Origin of the sequence: Bradyrhizobium sp. STM 3566 (genome assembly GCF_045571445.1) — a bacterium.
Lineage (GTDB): Bacteria > Pseudomonadota > Alphaproteobacteria > Rhizobiales > Xanthobacteraceae > Bradyrhizobium > Bradyrhizobium vignae.
Genome location: NZ_CP120692.1, coordinates 2,059,794 through 2,076,971, shown reverse-complemented (window position 1 = coordinate 2,076,971; position 17,178 = coordinate 2,059,794). Strand labels below are relative to the sequence as shown.

The 17,178-nt window shown below is 65.3% G+C and carries 18 protein-coding genes; 13 read left to right on the top strand and 5 right to left on the bottom strand.

The window, feature by feature from the left end:
* Nucleotides 1-52 precede the first annotated feature (52 nt).
* The gene (locus P6U27_RS09865) at nt 53-559 is read left to right on the top strand and encodes a thioesterase family protein (protein WP_122402005.1); all 507 of its coding nucleotides are present in this window, start codon (nt 53-55) and stop codon (nt 557-559) included.
* 56 nt (nt 560-615) lie between these two features.
* Here P6U27_RS09865 and P6U27_RS09860 read toward each other — a convergent pair whose 3' ends face one another.
* Nucleotides 616-789 carry a DUF1328 domain-containing protein gene (locus tag P6U27_RS09860; RefSeq protein ID WP_008556598.1) on the bottom strand — a complete coding sequence of 58 codons (174 nt, stop codon included), beginning with the start codon at nt 787-789 and terminating at the stop codon, nt 616-618.
* A 235-nt stretch (nt 790-1,024) separates the two neighbouring features.
* Here P6U27_RS09860 and P6U27_RS09855 point away from each other — a divergent pair, with 235 nt between their 5' ends.
* The 8 genes from P6U27_RS09855 to P6U27_RS09820 all read left to right on the top strand — a co-directional run bounded on the left by P6U27_RS09855 (nt 1,025) and on the right by P6U27_RS09820 (nt 8,943).
* Nucleotides 1,025-3,592: an ATP-dependent helicase gene (locus P6U27_RS09855; protein WP_407119928.1), complete on the top strand. Its 2,568-nt coding sequence runs from the start codon at nt 1,025-1,027 to the stop codon at nt 3,590-3,592.
* Nucleotides 3,593-3,600: 8 nt separating this feature from the next.
* Nucleotides 3,601-3,888 (top strand): type II toxin-antitoxin system HicB family antitoxin, encoded by a 288-nt coding sequence (locus tag P6U27_RS09850; RefSeq protein WP_129144020.1) that lies wholly within the window; start codon nt 3,601-3,603, stop codon nt 3,886-3,888.
* An 88-nt stretch (nt 3,889-3,976) separates the two neighbouring features.
* Complete coding sequence (locus P6U27_RS09845; protein ID WP_407119930.1) at nt 3,977-4,393, top strand: hypothetical protein; 417 nt, start codon at nt 3,977-3,979, stop codon at nt 4,391-4,393.
* Nucleotides 4,393-5,061, top strand: a complete 669-nt coding sequence (locus P6U27_RS09840; protein WP_129144021.1) for an OmpA family protein — start codon at nt 4,393-4,395, stop codon at nt 5,059-5,061. The genes P6U27_RS09845 and P6U27_RS09840 overlap by 1 nt, the downstream gene beginning before the upstream one ends.
* A gap of 170 nt (nt 5,062-5,231) precedes the next feature.
* Nucleotides 5,232-5,750, top strand: coding sequence for a DUF962 domain-containing protein (locus tag P6U27_RS09835; protein ID WP_162500174.1), 519 nt, complete (start codon nt 5,232-5,234; stop codon nt 5,748-5,750).
* Nucleotides 5,751-5,778: 28 nt separating this feature from the next.
* Nucleotides 5,779-6,810: an NAD-dependent epimerase/dehydratase family protein gene (locus P6U27_RS09830; protein WP_407193943.1), complete on the top strand. Its 1,032-nt coding sequence runs from the start codon at nt 5,779-5,781 to the stop codon at nt 6,808-6,810.
* A gap of 27 nt (nt 6,811-6,837) precedes the next feature.
* A complete protein-coding gene (locus tag P6U27_RS09825) occupies nt 6,838-7,464 on the top strand; it encodes an isoprenylcysteine carboxylmethyltransferase family protein (RefSeq protein WP_028178310.1) in 627 nt (208 codons plus the stop codon).
* 174 nt (nt 7,465-7,638) lie between these two features.
* Nucleotides 7,639-8,943, top strand: a complete 1,305-nt coding sequence (locus P6U27_RS09820) for a PQQ-dependent sugar dehydrogenase (protein WP_407193942.1) — start codon at nt 7,639-7,641, stop codon at nt 8,941-8,943.
* A 3-nt stretch (nt 8,944-8,946) separates the two neighbouring features.
* On the opposite strand, the gene P6U27_RS09815 is transcribed toward P6U27_RS09820, so the two are convergent.
* Nucleotides 8,947-9,771 (bottom strand): aspartate dehydrogenase, encoded by an 825-nt coding sequence (locus P6U27_RS09815; protein WP_122401998.1) that lies wholly within the window; start codon nt 9,769-9,771, stop codon nt 8,947-8,949.
* A gap of 36 nt (nt 9,772-9,807) precedes the next feature.
* Nucleotides 9,808-10,725, bottom strand: a complete 918-nt coding sequence (locus tag P6U27_RS09810) for a LysR family transcriptional regulator (RefSeq protein ID WP_122401997.1) — start codon at nt 10,723-10,725, stop codon at nt 9,808-9,810.
* A gap of 280 nt (nt 10,726-11,005) precedes the next feature.
* On the opposite strand from P6U27_RS09810, the gene P6U27_RS09805 reads away from it, so the two are divergent.
* Together P6U27_RS09805 and P6U27_RS09800 are read left to right on the top strand one after the other, a co-directional pair.
* Entirely contained in the window at nt 11,006-12,304 is a 1,299-nt protein-coding gene (locus P6U27_RS09805) for an MFS transporter (protein WP_407119933.1), read from the top strand.
* A gap of 21 nt (nt 12,305-12,325) precedes the next feature.
* Nucleotides 12,326-13,399 (top strand): tartrate dehydrogenase, encoded by a 1,074-nt coding sequence (locus P6U27_RS09800; protein WP_407119934.1) that lies wholly within the window; start codon nt 12,326-12,328, stop codon nt 13,397-13,399.
* A 43-nt stretch (nt 13,400-13,442) separates the two neighbouring features.
* On the opposite strand, the gene P6U27_RS09795 is transcribed toward P6U27_RS09800, so the two are convergent.
* Nucleotides 13,443-14,384, bottom strand: a complete 942-nt coding sequence (locus P6U27_RS09795) for a LysM peptidoglycan-binding domain-containing protein (protein WP_129146010.1) — start codon at nt 14,382-14,384, stop codon at nt 13,443-13,445.
* 101 nt (nt 14,385-14,485) lie between these two features.
* The gene (locus P6U27_RS09790; protein ID WP_122401993.1) at nt 14,486-15,205 is read right to left on the bottom strand and encodes a hypothetical protein; all 720 of its coding nucleotides are present in this window, start codon (nt 15,203-15,205) and stop codon (nt 14,486-14,488) included.
* Between the two features lie 289 nt (nt 15,206-15,494).
* Here P6U27_RS09790 and P6U27_RS09785 point away from each other — a divergent pair, with 289 nt between their 5' ends.
* Together P6U27_RS09785 and P6U27_RS09780 are read left to right on the top strand one after the other, a co-directional pair.
* Nucleotides 15,495-16,418, top strand: a complete 924-nt coding sequence (locus P6U27_RS09785) for an ABC transporter ATP-binding protein (protein ID WP_407193941.1) — start codon at nt 15,495-15,497, stop codon at nt 16,416-16,418.
* Nucleotides 16,415-17,176, top strand: coding sequence for an ABC transporter permease (locus tag P6U27_RS09780; protein WP_122401991.1), 762 nt, complete (start codon nt 16,415-16,417; stop codon nt 17,174-17,176). Before P6U27_RS09785 ends, P6U27_RS09780 begins: the two co-directional genes overlap by 4 nt.
* The last annotated feature ends 2 nt before the right edge of the window (nt 17,177-17,178 follow it).

The following is a 17,178-nucleotide window of genomic DNA, read 5'->3' as shown; positions in this document are numbered from 1 at the left end:
AGGACATAAAACCGGTCAAGTCAAGCGACCCGACGCATAGCTGGAAGGAACAATGCCGGAGACCGCCGCCTCAGCACCCAAAGCCGAGCCGTTCCGCACCTCGATCATGCAGATCGAGCCGCAGTGGATCGACTATAACGGCCATCTCAACATGGCCTACTACAATGTGATGTTCGACCGCGCGATCGACCAGCTCTGGCTCGAGCTCGGGATCGGGCCGACTTACATGAAGGAGCGAGGCGGCTCGACCTTCACCGCCGAATGCCACGTCCGGTACTTGCGCGAGATCCACCTCGGCGATCCCGTGCAGATTTTCGTCTGGCTGCTGGAGGCCGACGACAAGCGGCTGCACACGTTCGAGGAGATGCGGCACGCAACCGAAGGCTGGCTGTCGGCAACATCCGAGAACATGTCGCTGCACATGGACATGACCGCGCGACGTGTTGCGCCATTTCCGTCCGATATCCGCGAGCGCATCGCTGCGGTCACAAAGGCCCACAGCGCCGTGCCGCGGCCTGAGGGCATCGGCCGAAGCGTGGCGATGCCGTCGAAGCGGTGACACCTAGCCCGCGTCGTAGTTCACCTCTCCCCGACGGGGAGAGGTGAAGATAGCCGCTATATCCTGTTGCGGCCGCGGGCCAAGCCGACCACGGCCGAGACCAGGAACAGGACAACTGCGATGAAGAAAATGATCTTGGCGATCTCGATCGAAGCGCCGGCGATGCCGCCAAAGCCCAGGATGCCGGCGATCAGTGCGATAACCAGGAACGTCACAACCCAGCCAAGCATGGTCAAACCCTCGTCTTGATGTCGTCTGCGTCGACGCGGCTCGCCGCGCCACCTGCCTGACAATCTCGACGCCGGAACGATAGTTCCGGCCCAGGCGGGAGCGAAATTCGCCGCCGGCGCTGGAACAAATCGGCCTGCCACGCACGTGGAAAACCCTTCCTGGCGCCCCCATATAGGCACCAATCCCTGTTAAGAAGGCTCCCTTCCGTCACCCCGCGGTGCCATCGTGGGGCCAATGATTCGCATGACCGAGCCGAGCAAGATCACAGGCGTACCCGACCACCAGCCCGCAGCCGGCGGCATCGCCGCGCGTGCGCGCGCCTCGGTGGGCCCGAAATACCTTTCCGGGCTCAATCCGGAGCAGCGCGAGGCGGTGGAGACGCTGGACGGCCCGGTCCTGGTGCTGGCCGGCGCCGGCACCGGCAAGACGCGCGTCTTGACCACGCGCATCGCCCATATCCTGAGCCAGGGCCGCGCCCGCCCTTCCGAGATCCTGTCGGTGACCTTCACCAACAAGGCCGCGCGCGAGATGAAGCACCGGCTCGGCCAGATGCTCGGCCACGCCGTCGAGGGCATGCCGTGGCTCGGCACCTTCCACTCCATCGGCGGCCGCATCCTGCGCACCCATGCCGAGCTGGCGCAGCTCAAGTCGAACTTCACCGTGCTCGATGTCGACGACCAGGTCCGGCTGCTCAAGCAGCTGCTCCAGGCCGAGAACATCGACGAAAAACGCTGGCCCGCGCGGATGCTGGCCGGCCTGATCGACGGCTGGAAGAACCGCGGCCTGATGCCGTCGCAGGTGCCCTCGGGCGAGGCCGCAATGTTCGCCAACGGCAAAGGCGGCAAGCTCTATGCGAGCTACCAGGAGCGGCTGAAGATTTTGAACGCGGCCGATTTCGGCGATCTCCTGCTGGAGAACATCCGTATCTTCCGCGAGCACCCCGACATTCTCAGGCAGTACCAGCAGCGCTTCAAATTCATCCTGGTCGACGAGTACCAGGACACCAACGTCGCGCAATATTTGTGGCTGCGTCTGCTGTCGCAGGCGCCGGCGGCACGGCCTTCGCAACATGCCGTCATTCCGGGGCAGGCCGAAGGCCCGAACGCGGAATCTGGAGATGAGTCATCAGTTCGAGATTCCGGGTCTGCGCCTTCGGCGCATCCCGGAATGACGGTGGCTGCCGCGCCCCACACCAAGAACATCTGCTGCGTCGGTGACGACGACCAGTCGATCTATGGCTGGCGCGGTGCCGAGGTCGACAACATCCTGCGCTTCGAGCACGATTTCCCCGGCGCCAAGGTCATTCGCCTCGAGCGCAATTACCGCTCGACCGGCCACATCCTCGCCGCCGCCTCGCATCTGATCGCGCACAACGAAGGCCGGCTCGGCAAGACGCTGCGCACTGAGGACCAGGACGGCGAGAAGGTCACGGTCACGGGCTCCTGGGATTCGGAAGAGGAAGCGCGCGGCATTGGCGAGGAGATCGAGCAGCTGCAGCGCCAGGGCGAGAAGCTCAACGAGATCGCGATCCTGGTGCGCGCCTCCTACCAGATGCGCGAGTTCGAAGACCGTTTCGTCACGCTCGGCCTGCCCTACCGCGTCATCGGCGGCCCCCGCTTCTACGAGCGCGCCGAGATCCGCGACGCGCTGGCCTATTTGCGCGTCATCAATTCGCCGGCCGACGATCTCGCCTTCGAGCGCATCGTCAATACGCCCAAGCGGGGCTTAGGCGATGCCACCGTGCAGATGCTGCACGACCACGCCCGCAAGCGCCGCATCCCATTGTTCGAGGCGGCGCGCGCGGTGGTCGAGACCGACGAGCTGAAGCCGAAGGCGCGCGGCTCGCTTCGCGATCTCATCAGCCAGTTCGACCGCTGGCGCGCCCAGCGCGAGGTCACCGCGCATACCGACCTCGCCCAGATCGTGCTCGACGAGAGCGGCTATACCGAGATGTGGCAGAAGGACCGTTCGGCGGACGCCGCGGGCCGGCTGGAGAACCTGAAAGAGCTCGTGCGCTCGATGGAGGAGTTCGAGAACCTGCAAGGATTCCTGGAGCACATCTCCCTGGTGATGGACCGCGAGGGCGGCGCCGAGGACGATGCGGTGTCGCTGATGACGCTGCATTCGGCCAAGGGGCTCGAATTCGACAACGTGTTCCTGCCGGGCTGGGAGGAAGGGCTATTCCCGAGCCAGCGCACGCTGGACGAACAGGGCCGCGCCGGCCTGGAAGAAGAGCGCCGGCTCGGCCATGTCGGCCTGACCCGGGCGCGCCGCCGCGCAAAGATCTACTTTGCGACCAACCGCCGAATCCATGGCACCTGGTCGACCACGATTCCATCGCGCTTCCTCGATGAATTGCCCGCGGCCAATGTCGAGATCACGGAATCCAAGGGCGGCTCGGCCTGGGGCGGCACCGGCGGCTACGGCGCCTCGCGCTTCGACGACATGGAGGCGTTCGGCTCCAGCTACACGACGCCGGGCTGGCAGCGCGCGCAGGCCAACCGCAACCGCGGTGGCGGACGCGGCGGCTTCGAGGAAGAAGCTGCGACGTTCTCATCCTCCTCATCGGCCGGCCCCGATTTCGGCAGCTTCTCCTCGCGCCGCCGCGGGCCCCTGACCATCGAGGGCGAGCTGGTGGCCAAGTCGACCGGCACCACCTCGGAATTCTCGTTGTCCGACCGCGTCTTCCACCAGAAATTCGGCTACGGCCGTGTCACCAAGATCGACGGCAACAAGCTCACCATCGCCTTCGACAAGGCCGGCGAGAAGAAGGTCGTGGACAGTTTTGTGCAGCGGGCGTGAGGCCCGATATGGCTCAGTACGTCGCCATCATCGAGGAAGCAGATCCGGACGCCGTCAGCCTGTGGTTTCCGGACCTCCCCGGCTGCATCTCCGGCGGCGACGATGTCGATGAGGCCCTCGAGAATGCGCCCGAGGCGCTCGCGCTCTATGCGCAGGACCTGATCGAGGACGGCCGCCAGCTTCCTTCGCCGCGGACGCTGGCTGAGCTCGAGGCCGATCCGGAATTGGCCGACGACCTCAGAAACCACACGGCCGTCCTGATCGAATGGCCTCCCGTGAACGAGACCACGGAGTGAGGACTGTTCGCCGCACCTGTCGAACTCTCGACAGTTCTCGCCCGAACGCCCCTTGACCACCGCGAACTTCCCCGTATCAGATAAACCCATGGTCCGGGGCTCCATCACATTGATCGTGCTTGCATTGGTTATGCCGTCGCTTGCGGCGGCGGAGACCATGAGCTTTGGCGATTCGATCGGGAAGCTGGCGACAAGCTGCGGCGCGGAAATCGTCGCCAATTGCCGCGGCGTCAACCCGGATTCGACCCGGCTGAAGGAGTGCCTGTCGCGCAACCGCGACGTACTCTCCCCGCAATGCGCGAGCGACTATCTCGGCGTCTTCGACGCCATCCAGAAGCGCATCGCCGCGCGCGTCACGGTGGCCAATGCCTGCCAGCGCGAGATCGTGAGGGTCTGCGGCGGCTCGACCAAGGAGACCAGCAAGTCGATCCCCTGCCTGGTCTCGACGCCCAAGGGCATCAGCAACAACTGCCTCAAGGCCGTCGACGACGCGGGGTATCGCTGATGCGCGCGAACAGGCTCTTCATTGCCGAAACGATTGTTGCGCTGGGGCTCGCTTTGTTTGCGGGCACCGCCGGCGCACAAACGGAGGCGCCGACCCGCGACGACATCGTCGGCAAGCTGAACCATTTCGAAGAAGCCGCCGAGGTCGATCTGCCCGCGCTGAAGCAGCAGGTGATGGAGCGCGCCAAGACCAGGATCAAGAACGATCCGGGACCGGTGAACCGGCCGCTGATCGCGCCTGATCTCGCCAAGCTGCCGGCCTTCAATGCGCAGATCCAGTTCGACGCCGATACGCCGATCATCCAGCCGGCGTCCTACCAGACCGTCGGCCGCATCGCGGACGCGCTGGTTCACTCCTCGCTGCTGCCCTACACCTTCCTGATCGTCGGCCATGTCGAATCCAATTCGAAGACGCGCGAGGCCAATGCGATCCTGAGCCAGCGCCGGGCCGATGCGATCCGCGACGTCCTGGTGAACACGTTCAAGATCTCGACCAAGCGGCTGCATCCGATCGGTCTCGGTGAGGAGCAATTTCTCGACCGGGCCAAGCCGACATCGGCCGTCAACGGCCAGTTGCAGATCCTGACCTATGCCAAGCTGCCCGAGGAAGCGCCGCGTCCGGCTGCGGCTCCTGCGCCTGCGGCGAAAAAACCCGCCAAGAAGCGCTGAGCGAACGCGATCTCGCAGCTGAGGAACCCCTTGAAGTGCTGACCATTTTGCAGCCTGTCCCCGGCGCGCGAATGCGGTTTCACGCGACAAAAGCGCCGGTTTGTGCACCGCCCGGTCCAGTGCTATAGCCAATGTTCGCCCTTCCCGACCCTGTGCTGCATGAGACCGAAATGGGTGGCTTTTTCCAGCGCCAACTTGCCGTGTATGTCGAGTACCATCGTGATCCCCGGAATACGGCGATGCATGTGGTCGGCATTCTGCTGCTGTTCACCGGCGCCGTACTGCCGCTGACGCTGGTCAAGCTTCCGCTGCTCGGGTTCAACGTCAGCCTGGCTGTGATCCTGGCCTTGCCGGTATTGATCTATTGGCTGCTGCTCGACGCGGCGCTCGGGCTCGGTATTCTGGCCGTCTCCGTCGTGCTGTTTTCGGTTGCGGCGACCATTGCGGCGCAAGTCAGCACCGCGTCGATGTGGGCGATTTTCGCCACGCTGGTGGTGCTCGGCCTCGCCGCGCAGGCCATCGGCCACAAGGTTTTCGAAGGCCGTGAGGCCTCGTTATTCACTTTTCCCTCGCATCTTTTGCTGGGGCCGATGTTCGTGATGGCAAAATTATTCATTGCATTGGGCTTCCGTCGCGACCTTGCCGCGATTCTGGCGCCTCTTCCGGCCAATTCCCTTTCAACCCGATAGCTCCAAAAGCGAAACAGCAACCTTCTGCATGGCTCTCGTCCTGGTTACCGGTGGCAGTGGCTTCATCGGACATCACCTCGTAGAAGCGCTCCGCGCCCGTGGGCAGCGGGTCCGTGTTCTCGATGTCCGTGCGCCGACCGCGGCGAACGCGGACGTTGAACACGTCCACGGCTCGGTGCTGGACGGCGCCGCGGTCGACGCTGCGATCGCCGGTGTCGATCAGGTCTATCACCTCGCCGGCCTGCCCGGCATGTGGGTCGCCAACAAGCAGGACTTTCACGACGTGAATTGCCGCGGCACAGAAATCGTGCTCGCGGCGGCAATGAAGCGCGGCGTGTCGCGCTTCCTGCACTGCTCGACCGAATCGATCCTGTTTCCGTATTCCGACCTCAAAGGCGTTCCCGCCGAAGAAGCGCTGCAGCCGGCCGAGGCGATGCCCGGCGCCTATACGCGATCGAAATCGCTCGCCGAGCACCATGCCGCCAAGGCGGCGGCCGCAGGCTTCCCGCTCGTGATCGGCACGCCGACCATGCCGATCGGCGCCGCGGACCACAATCTGACGCCGCCGACCGCGATGCTCTGGTACTTCCTGCAGAAGAAGGTGCAGCCGCATCTCAACTTCCTGGTCAATCTCGTCGACGTCCGCGACGTCGCCATGGGCCTCGTTCTAACCATGGAACGCGGGCGCCTCGGCCACCGCTACATCCTCGGCGGGGACTGCGTCCCGCTCGGCAACATCCTGCGCATGATGTCGGCGATGAGCGGCCGCCGGCATTTTCCGGTCGTCGTGCCCGGAAAGATCGCCGAGCTCTCCGCCATCATGCTCGAATACATCGCCGATCATGTCACCCGCCGGCCGCCCAACGGCACCGCCGAGGGCGTGCGCATCGCGCTCGCCGCGAGCGACCTCTCGATCGGCAAGGCGCGCACCGAGCTCGGCTATTCGCCGCGCCCGATCGAGCCGGTCCTGCGCGAAACCATCACCCATCTCCTCGCCCGCAACGGCCAGCAGCCCTCCGGCGCCATCGAGCATCCCGCGCTCTCCTCGCGCGCGAGCTGAGCCGCCGCCCAAACGCAAAGAACCTTCATGTCCTTCGATTTCAGCAAACTTCTCTCTGTCGCCTGGGGTGGTTGGACCACGACCTGGCCGACGCAACTGCTCGCCTTGATCTGGCTCGCCTGGCTCGCGAGCTGGGTCGGCGCCTCGTTCTGGCAAGGGCGCACGCAGAAGCAGGTGATGACTCTGGAGTCCGGCCGCTATCGCATTCCGATCCTGGTCGGCGGCATCCTGTTCACGCCGTGGACCGCCGAGGTGCTGAACGAAAAGCCGCTCTGGGTGTTCAGCAATACGGCCGTTTACATCACGGCGCTGATCGTGCTCGCCGGCATCTCCTTCACCTGGTGGGGGCGGCTGCATCTCGGCAAGTTCTGGTCGAACACCATCACTCACAAGGAAGACCATCGCGTCATCGACACCGGCCCGTACGGCATCGTCCGTCATCCGATCTACACCGGCCTGATCGCCGGCATGCTGGCCACCGGCATCGCGGTCGGCACGGTGACCGCGATCCTCGGCGCCATCCTGATCTCGCTCGGCATGTGGCAGAAGGGCCGAATGGAAGAGGTGTTCCTGTCGAAGGAGCTCGGCGAGGACGCCTACGGCGCCTATTGCCGCCGCGTCCCGATGATCATTCCGTTCCTGTCGCCGCGGTGAAGGCGTAGCAAGTCGCGCCACTTTCGTGTTCCCGGACGCGCTGCAACGCGTAGCGTTCGTCCCATGCAAATTCGATCGGCCGCCATTCCACGGGAATAGGCCCCGCCGGCGTGTCGCACAGGTTGACGTGTGCCCCGCCAGCCAGTTGGATGCGCGCGCAAACAGGGGCTTCTCATGACGTTCTCCAGCATCTTCGCGCAGTTCGTCGCGTTCATCGGCGGCATCGCGCTGCAATGGCGAAAACTGTCGGGCACCGAGCCCGCGCCGGCGTGGGGAGAGCGGCCGGCCATTCCCGAGGCGAAGCCGCAAGGCGCGATCCCGACGCTGAAGATGCCGACCGCGCGCGGCTGGCGCGAGGGCCAGAAGCCGACCGTCGCGTCCGGGCTCAAGGTCAATGCGTTCGCGAGCGGCCTCGACCATCCGCGCTGGATCGAGGTGCTGCCCAATGGCGACGTGCTGATCGCGGAGGCGACGCAGATCGCAGGTCCCCCGCGCACAGTATTTCACTATGCGATGCAGGCGACGATGCGGCGCGCCGCGGCGCTCGGTGTCTCCGCCAATCGCATCACGCTGCTGCGCGACAAGGACGGCGATGGCGTCGCCGAAGTTCGCGGCGCCTTCATGGAGAACCTCAACCAGCCGTTCGGGATGGCGCTGGTCGGCGACACCTTCTATGTCGGCAACACCGATGGCGTGATGGCGTTTCCTTACGTCGCCAATGCCGATCGCATCACCGCGCCGGGCAAGCGGCTCACCACATTCAAGCCAGGCGGACACTGGACGCGCAGCCTGCTCGCCAGCCCCGACGGCAGGAAGCTCTATGCCGGCGTCGGCTCGCTCAGCAACATCGCCGAAATGGGCATGGAGGTCGAGGAAGGCCGCGCCGCGGTCTATGAGCTCGATCTCGTCGCCGGCACGCATCGCATTTTTGCGGCCGGCCTGCGCAATCCGGTCGGCCTTGCCTGGGAGCCGACGACGGGCGTGCTCTGGACCGTCGTCAACGAACGCGACGGCCTCGGCGACGAGACGCCGCCGGACTATCTCACCTCGGTGCGCGAGGGCGGATTCTATGGCTGGCCCTATTGCTACTGGGGCAAGACCGTCGACGACCGCGTGCCGCAGGATCCGGCGATGGTCGCCAGGGCGATTCAACCGGACTACGCGCTCGGCGGCCACACCGCCTCGCTCGGCCTGTGCTGGATGCCCGCAGGCACCCTGCCCGGCTTCCCCGACGGCATGGTGATCGGCCAGCACGGCTCGTGGAATCGCAGCAAGCTGTCCGGCTACAAGCTGGTGTTCATTCCGTTCGAGAACGGCAAGCCGTCCGGCCCCTCGCGCGACATCCTGTCGGGCTTCCTGTCCCCGGACGAGAAGGAATCCTACGGCCGTCCGGTCGGCGTCGTGATCGGCCCCGACAAGAAGTCGCTGCTGATGGCCGACGACGTCGGCAACGTGATCTGGCGCGTGACGGGGGCGTAAGAGCTAGGTCCCGACGCACAACGTGGCGCGCTGCTTGCGGAGCAGCGCGATCACAGAGAGCGCGGTGATCAGTCCGGTCTTGGGATTCTCGGACGGGATGTTCTCGATGCCCATCGAGAACCGCGCCGAATCCGCCTCGACCTCGATGCGATGAACGTTGCGCGTCACGGTCGGGTCGGCCCAAACCTGGATCCGGGTGCGATCGGGCCCGATCCCCGCCAGCGACAGCGCAACGGCGACATTGACGTTCGCCGGAAAGCCCTTCGCCGCTTCGCGCGCGCTGCCCTCGAACAGCTTGAGCGGCTCGCGCAGATTATCGATGTCGATGTTGTTCTGGACGATGAAGGGGGCGCCCTTCAGCCCGTCGATCGGCTTGCGCGTGACCATCTTCACCGAATGGATGGTGCCGATGGCGGCGGCGTTGACGGCGTCGAGGCCGATCAGCGCGCCGGTCGGCACGAGAATGCGGCCGCCATTGGCGCGGGCGAGATCGACCAGATCGAAATTGTCGAGCAGGCCGCCGACGCTGACGACGACCGCCGACTTGCCCCGCTTCACCGCGGGCTCGACGATGGAGCGCAGATGCTGGCTCGGAGCGCATTCGACCACGATGTCGGCGGCTTCGCCGAGTTGGTCGATCGGCAGGATTTGTGGCGAACGGCGCAGGCCGTTCATGAAGGCCTGATGCCTTGCGGGGTCGCGCACTGCGACGGCCGACAGCGCGAGCCCTTCGATGCCTTGGTCGAGCGCCGTCGCGATCTTGGTGCCGATCGAGCCCAGCCCTGCAATGGCCACCCGCAATCCATTCGACGCATTCTGTTCATTCATCGCATCCACCTTCTCTCCAGCTTAGGTCATAGCCGCTCACGCCTCTCGCGCATAGCTGCGCAGATGCACCTCGAGTACCGCCAGCATGGCGTCACGGGCCGGATCGCGCGAGGCGCGCAGCCACGCGGCGGCGAGTGGCAGGCGGCCGACGGGGCCGCTCTGCTTCGGCCGAAGCGGCACGAAGCGCACGCCCGAGACCGCCATCCGCGCGGTCCAGCGCGGCACGATCGCGACGCCGAGCTTCGTTGCCACGAGGTTGATGATGGTCTGCTTCTCGTCGGCGACCTGCACGATGCGCGGCGTCAGGCCGGCCTGCTCGAACAGTTTGATGGTGAGGTCGTGGCTGTGCGGCCGCGAGCGGCGGTCCGGCACCAGCAGCGCCTCTTCGGCGATGTCGGCCAGTGTGATCGATTTTCGTCCGGCCAGCGCATGCCGCTGCGGGAACGCCACGATGGCGCTCTCCTGCAGCAGGTCGCGGAATTCAAGCCGCTTGTCCCGCCGGTCAGGCGGACGGACGAAGGCGAGATCGAGCGCGCCGGTCAGAATCTTCGGCAGCAGCCGGACGGTCTTGTCTTCGAGCAGCTGCACCGCAATCTCGGGATGCCTGACACGGAAATCGCGCAAGAGCGGCGGCAGCAATCCCGCCGCCGCGCTGTCGATGGCACCGACCCGCAACCGCCGCGCGGCCCCCGCGCGCGAGCGGTTGCGCAAGTTGCTCTCGACCGCCTCGACCTTGGTGAGGATGGCGCGGGCATCGCGCAGCAGCGTCGCGCCGTCCTCGGTGAGCGACACCGCGCGCGTGGTCCGCGCAAACAGCCGCGTCCCCAGATCCTCCTCCAGCAGCCGGATCTGCCGGCCGAGCGCGGAGGGCAGCATCTGGAGCTGCTGCGCCGCGCGGCCGAAATGCAATTGCTCGGCCGCCGCCACGAAGCATCGGAGTTGGTGCAATTCCATCTGCGGTCCTCATCGTCATGCCCGGGCTGGTCCCGCCTGCGCGGCCGAAGCCGCTTCGGCGAGGCGAAGGCCCGGGCATCCACGTTCTCCTGCCGCGGCGCAAGGCGTGGATGGCCGGGTCAAGCCCGGCCATGACGTCGTGGCGGCCTTTCGAGGATTATATCATTTTTTTGTATAAACCAGCGCCAATTGAGTATGCCTCTTCCGCCCGCCTAGGCTCATTGCCGGCGTGGACCTCTCACGGTCCGCCACACGACAACAAGGCAACCGGGAGGCCAGGGTGGCAAGCGAGATTCAGACGCGCGTGCTGCGCAAGATCACCTTGCGCATCGTTCCCTTCATCATGCTGCTGTACTTCGTCGCCTTCATCGACCGCGTCAATATCGGCTTTGCCTCGCTGACGATGAACAGGGACGTCGGCCTGTCGCCCACGGTCTACGGCTTTGGCGCCGGCATCTTCTTCTGGGGCTATTTCCTGTTCGAGGTGCCCTCCAACATCATCCTGCACAGGATCGGCGCGCGGATCTGGATCGCGCGGGTGATGATCACCTGGGGCCTGGTCTCGGCCGCGATGGCGTTCGTGCAGGGGCCGACCAGCTTCTACATCCTGCGCTTCCTGCTCGGCGTCGCCGAGGCCGGCTTCTTTCCCGGCATCATCCTCTATCTCTCCTACTGGTTCCCGGCACGGCAACGCGCGGCGGTGACGGCGCTGTTCATGGCGGCCGCGCCGCTCTCGACCGTGCTGGGCTCACCGATCTCCGGCGCGCTGCTGGAGATGGACGGGCTGCTAGGCATCAAGGGCTGGCAATGGTTGTTCGTGCTGGAGGCGCTGCCGGCCGTGCTGCTCGGCTTCGTCGTGCTCGGCTTCCTCACCGATCGCCCGGAGAAAGCGAAATGGCTCAGTGATCCCGAGCGCCGCTGGCTGGTCGAGACCATGAACGTGGAAACCACCAGCAAGGCTGCCAGCGCCAGCCACAGCATCTGGCGCGGCCTTGCCGATCCGCGCGTACTGGCACTGTCGCTGATCTATTTCGGTACCTCGGCCGGCCTCTACACGCTCGGCGTCTGGGCGCCGCAGATCATCAAGCAGTTCGGCCTGTCCTCGCTCCAGGTCGGCTTCCTCAATGCGCTGCCGGCAACCGCCGCGGTCATCGCCATGATCCTGTGGGCGCGGCATTCGGACCGTACCGGCGAGCGCACCTGGCACGTCGTCTGGGCCTGCCTGATCGCCGCCTTGGGCCTCGCCTATGCCGGCCTCGCGGCTGGCGTGATCGCGGTGCTGGTCGCGCTGACGCTCGTGAACATCGGCATCTCCTCGGCAAAACCGCCGCTGTGGAGCATGCCGACGCTGTTCCTGTCCGGCCCTGCGGCTGCAGCGGGCATCGCCACCATCAACTCGATCGGCAATCTCGGCGGCTTCGCTGGTCCCGCCATGATCGGCTGGATCAAGGACCAGACCGGCAGCTTCGTCGGCGGGCTCTATTTCGTCGCCGGCCTGCTCGTTCTCTCGGCGGTCCTGACCCTGCTATTGTCGCGCGCGAAAACCGCGCCCATCGAACCCGTCCCGCAATCTCGCTGACTTCTCAAACGGAGCCTTCCCATGCGTACCCATTCGATCGCAGCCATTCCCGCCGACGGCATCGGCCCCGAGGTCATCTCGGCCGGAATCCGCGTGCTGGAGGCTCTCGCAAAACGCAGCGGCGACCTCGCCTTCAACGTGAAAACGTTCGACTGGGGCTCGGACTATTACAAGAAGCACGGCGTGATGATGCCGGCCGACGGCCTCAGCGAACTGAAGAAGTTCGACGCGATCTATTTCGGCGCGGTCGGCGCGCCTGACGTGCCCGACCACATCACGCTGTGGGGGCTGCGCCTGCCGATCTGCCAGGGCTTTGACCAATACGCCAATGTGCGGCCGACCAAGATTTTGCCGGGCGTCGCCTCACCGCTGCGCAATGTCGGCGTCGGCGATCTCGACTGGGTGATCGTGCGCGAGAATTCGGAGGGCGAATATGCCGGCATGGGCGGCCGCGCCCACAAGGGCCTGCCGGAAGAGGTCGGCACCGAGGTTGCCGTGTTCACACGCGTCGGCGTCACACGAATCATGCGCTATGCATTCCAGCTCGCGCAGTCGCGTCCACGCAAGCTACTGACCGTCGTGACCAAGTCGAATGCGCAGCGCCACGGCATGGTGATGTGGGACGAGATTGCCGCGGAAGTCGCGACCGAATTCCCCGACGTCACCTGGGACAAGATGCTGGTCGACGCCATGACGGTCCGCATGACGCTGCAACCGAAGAGCCTCGACACCATCGTCGCGACCAACCTCCATGCCGACATCCTCTCGGATCTTGCCGGTGCGCTGGCGGGAAGCCTCGGCGTCGCGCCGACCGGCAACATCGATCCGCAGCGGCGCTTTCCCTCGATGTTCGAGCCGATTCACGGCTCCGCCTTCGACATCACCGGCAAGGGCATCGCCAATCCGGTCGCGACGTTCTGGACCGGTGTGCAGATGCTCGAGCATCTCGGTGAGAAGGATGCGGCGAGCCGGTTGATGGCGGCCGTCGAGCGCGTCTGCGCGGCCAGCGTGCTGACGCCGGATGTCGGCGGCAAGGCGACCACGAAGGAAGTGACGGACGCCGTGATCGACGCGATCCAGGGGTCGAATGTGTAGCTCTCTTCCACTCCCCGCACGCGGGGAGAGGCGAAGAATGTCCCTATCTCCGCCCCGCCGGAGCCGGCGGCGGCACCGCCATCGCGGCGGCCGGCTCGGGCGGTGTCAGATGGCGGGGGACGATGATGGTCTGGCCCGGGGTGAGCTGCGCGTTCTCGGGCAGCGAGTTGCTCTGCGCGAGCGTCCACAGCGGCACGCGGTTGGCTGCGGCGATGCTCTCCATGGTGTCGCCGCGGCGCACCGGCACCCGCACGCCGCTGTCCCACAATTCGACCAGCGTATCCGCGGGCACGAGATAGCGCAGCGGCACGGCATCGGCCTGGGTCTGCGGCGGAATGCGCGGGAGCTGCGTCACCATCTCGACGATCTGGCGGTGGATGTCGTCGGACTTCTCGATGTTGATGTGCGAGACGCGTGCGTTCTCCTTGAGGTCATAGCTGGCATAATGGCCGCGAAAGCCGGGCACGGCCACGACGTCGCCGCCGCCGAGCACGCTGTCGGACAGGAAGATGTTGATGAAGCGCTCGACGTTGAGCGGCACGTCGCCGGTCGCATGTGCGGGATCGATGGCGATGACCAGGCTGATCGGGATGTTCTCCTTGGCCGCCATCTCCGAGATGACGATCGAGCACAGCCCGCCCATGGAGTGGCCGATCAGCACGATTGGCGCCGCCTTCTCCTTGTAGCCGGCGACGACGCGGTTGCCGATCAGCCGGCACAGGGTGAATTCATAGACGTCGGCCGAGAAGCCGGCCTGCGTCAGCTTCTCGCTGAGCCGATCCATGCCGGTCGAGAAGATCGGGCCCATGGCGCCGCGAAACAGGTAGATTTTCGGCGGCGGCAAAGGCTCGAACGGCGGAGGCGGCGGCGCGGCGGGGACGGCCGCGGCGGTCTTGGACTTGGCCGGAGAAGCAGCGGCCATGCCGCCGCTCAAGGCAAGCAGCACGACTGCTGCCAGCGCGACTAGTCGCCTTGAATCAGCCATCAGTCGAGAAGTCCCACCACCGGAGACGATTGCCTCCTCTGCGGTACTTCATGACCGCAAAATTGGCGGATTTTGCGGCGCCGAAGTCTTGTCGTGCGAGACTAGTTCCTCGCCGGCGCAGCGGCCGCCGCCGACCGGGCCTGCCGCGGCGCGCCGGGTTCGGCGACGGGAGCAGCCGGGGCGCGCGAGCGCATGATCGCGGCGTCGATCTCGGCGATGACGCGGCGCTGGATCGCCTCGTTCTTGTCGATCGAGATATGGCCAACACCGGTGCCGCGGACATCGACATTGTCGAGCTTGCCGCGGAAACCCGCTGCAGCCCGCACCGGCTCGCCCGGACCGTCGCCGATATAGATGTTGATGTAGCGCTCGGCGCCGCTCGAGAGCTTGGTCTTGAAGACGGAATCGAGGCCGATCGCGAGCTTCACGGGCACGCCGAGCTGGTTGAGCTTGGCGATCATGTCCGGCAGCGCGGTCGCACCGGAGGAATGGCCGACCAGGATAATCGTCTTGAGCCGGCCGGCCTTGTAGGCAGCTGCCGCTTCATCGGCGAGCGAGGACCAGGAAACGAAGTTGGCGACGGTCACCGGGATGCCCTGCGCCTGAAGCCGCGCGCCGATCGTGTCGAGCCCGAGCGAGAAGATGTTGAGCACGCCACGGAGCAGGTAGACATGCGTGGTCGCCACCGCGGCCTGGCTCGGCGCGGCCTTGGCGGTGGTCGGGCTGATGGCAACAGCTGACAGCAGGAGCAGGCCTACCGCCCAAACACGGAGGGCGGACAACTGGCTGGCGCCGACGGTGTGACGGCCGTTCGGTCTCATCGGTGTTTTCCTTGGAGAGGATACGCTTTGCGATAGGCCGGAATCGTAGCCATGGCCTGCTCGCAGACGCAACAAAGAGCCGCGTGAGTGACAATCTTAGCGGCAGCCCGTGGCGGTTGCGCAACACTTGCCCGAAACCTGCCACTCAACGGTCCGTTTTGAGACCATTTTTCTCCGGCCAATTGCGACCGGGCAAGGGCATTCCTATCTCAGGGCTCCGCTGCCCCGCCCTTCCCGGCAGGTTCCAGCCTCCCTCCCCAGCCTTTTGCCCCTCAGCCTTGCGGCCATCATGTCCTCCATCGTTTCCGTCGCCAATCTGTCGAAGACCTACGGGTCCGGCTTCAAGGCGCTCAAGAACGTCAATCTCGATATCAAGCGCGGCGAAATCTTCGCGCTGCTTGGCCCGAACGGCGCGGGCAAGACCACGCTGATCTCCATCATCTGCGGCATCGCCAATCCCAGCGAAGGCAAGGTTCTGGTCGGCGGCGAGGACATCCAGGCCTCCTACCGCAAGGCGCGCTCGCTGATCGGCCTCGTGCCGCAGGAATTGCACACCGACGCTTTCGAAAGCGTGTGGGCGACCGTGAGCTTCTCCCGCGGCCTGTTCGGTAAGCCGAAGAACCCCGCGCATATCGAGAAGGTGCTGAAAGACCTCTCGCTGTGGGACAAGAAGGACAACAAGATCATCACGCTGTCCGGCGGCATGAAGCGCCGCGTGATGATCGCCAAAGCACTGTCGCACGAACCGCAAATCCTGTTCCTGGACGAGCCGACCGCCGGCGTCGACGTCGAGCTGCGCAAGGGCATGTGGGAGGTGGTGCGCGGCCTGCAGCAATCCGGGGTCACCATCATCCTCACCACGCACTACATCGAGGAAGCCGAGGAGATGGCCGATCGCATCGGCGTCATCAACAAGGGCGAGATCGTGCTGGTCGAGGACAAGACGACCTTGATGCAGAAGCTCGGCAAGAAGCGGCTGACGCTGCACCTGCAGAACAAGATCTCGTCGCTGCCGGAGAGCCTCGCACACTACGAGCTCGACCTCTGCGATTCCGGCGCGACGCTGGTCTACGACTACGACACCAAAGGCGAGCGCACCGGCATCACCAGCCTGCTCAGCGACTTGCGCAACGCCGGCATCCGCTTCAACGATCTCGACACGACGCAGTCGTCGCTCGAGGACATCTTCGTCGACCTCGTGAGGACGTCATGAATCACCGCGCCATCCGCGCCATCTATCTGTTCGAAATGGCGCGCACCTGGCGCACGCTGCTGCAAAGCATCGTCTCGCCTGTGGTCTCCACCTCGCTCTATTTCGTGGTGTTCGGCGCCGCGATCGGCTCGCGCATCAGCCAGGTCGAGGGCGTCAGCTACGGCACCTTCATCGTGCCGGGCCTGATCATGCTCTCGGTGCTGACGCAGAGCATCGCCAACGCCTCGTTCGGCATCTACTTCCCGAAATTCACCGGCACGATCTACGAGATCCTGTCGGCACCGATCTCCTATTTCGAGATCGTGCTCGGCTATGTCGGCGCGGCCGCGACCAAGTCGATCATCTTGGGCCTGATCATCCTGGCGACGGCCGGGCTGTTCGTGCCGCTGCACATCCATCATCCGGTCTGGATGCTGACCTTCCTGGTGCTGACGGCAGTGACGTTCAGCCTGTTCGGGTTCATCATCGGCATCTGGGCCGACGGATTCGAGAAGCTGCAGATGATCCCGATGCTGGTGGTGACGCCGCTGACCTTCCTCGGCGGAAGCTTCTATTCCATCGACATGCTGCCGACGGGCTGGCGCACGGTCGCGCTGCTCAATCCGGTCGTCTATCTGGTCTCGGGCTTCCGCTGGAGCTTCTACGAGATCGCCGACGTCAGCGTCTCCGTCAGCGTCGGCATGACGCTGGCGTTCCTGGTGATCTGCCTGATCGTGATATGGTGGATTTTCCGCACGGGGTATCGGCTGAAGAATTGACC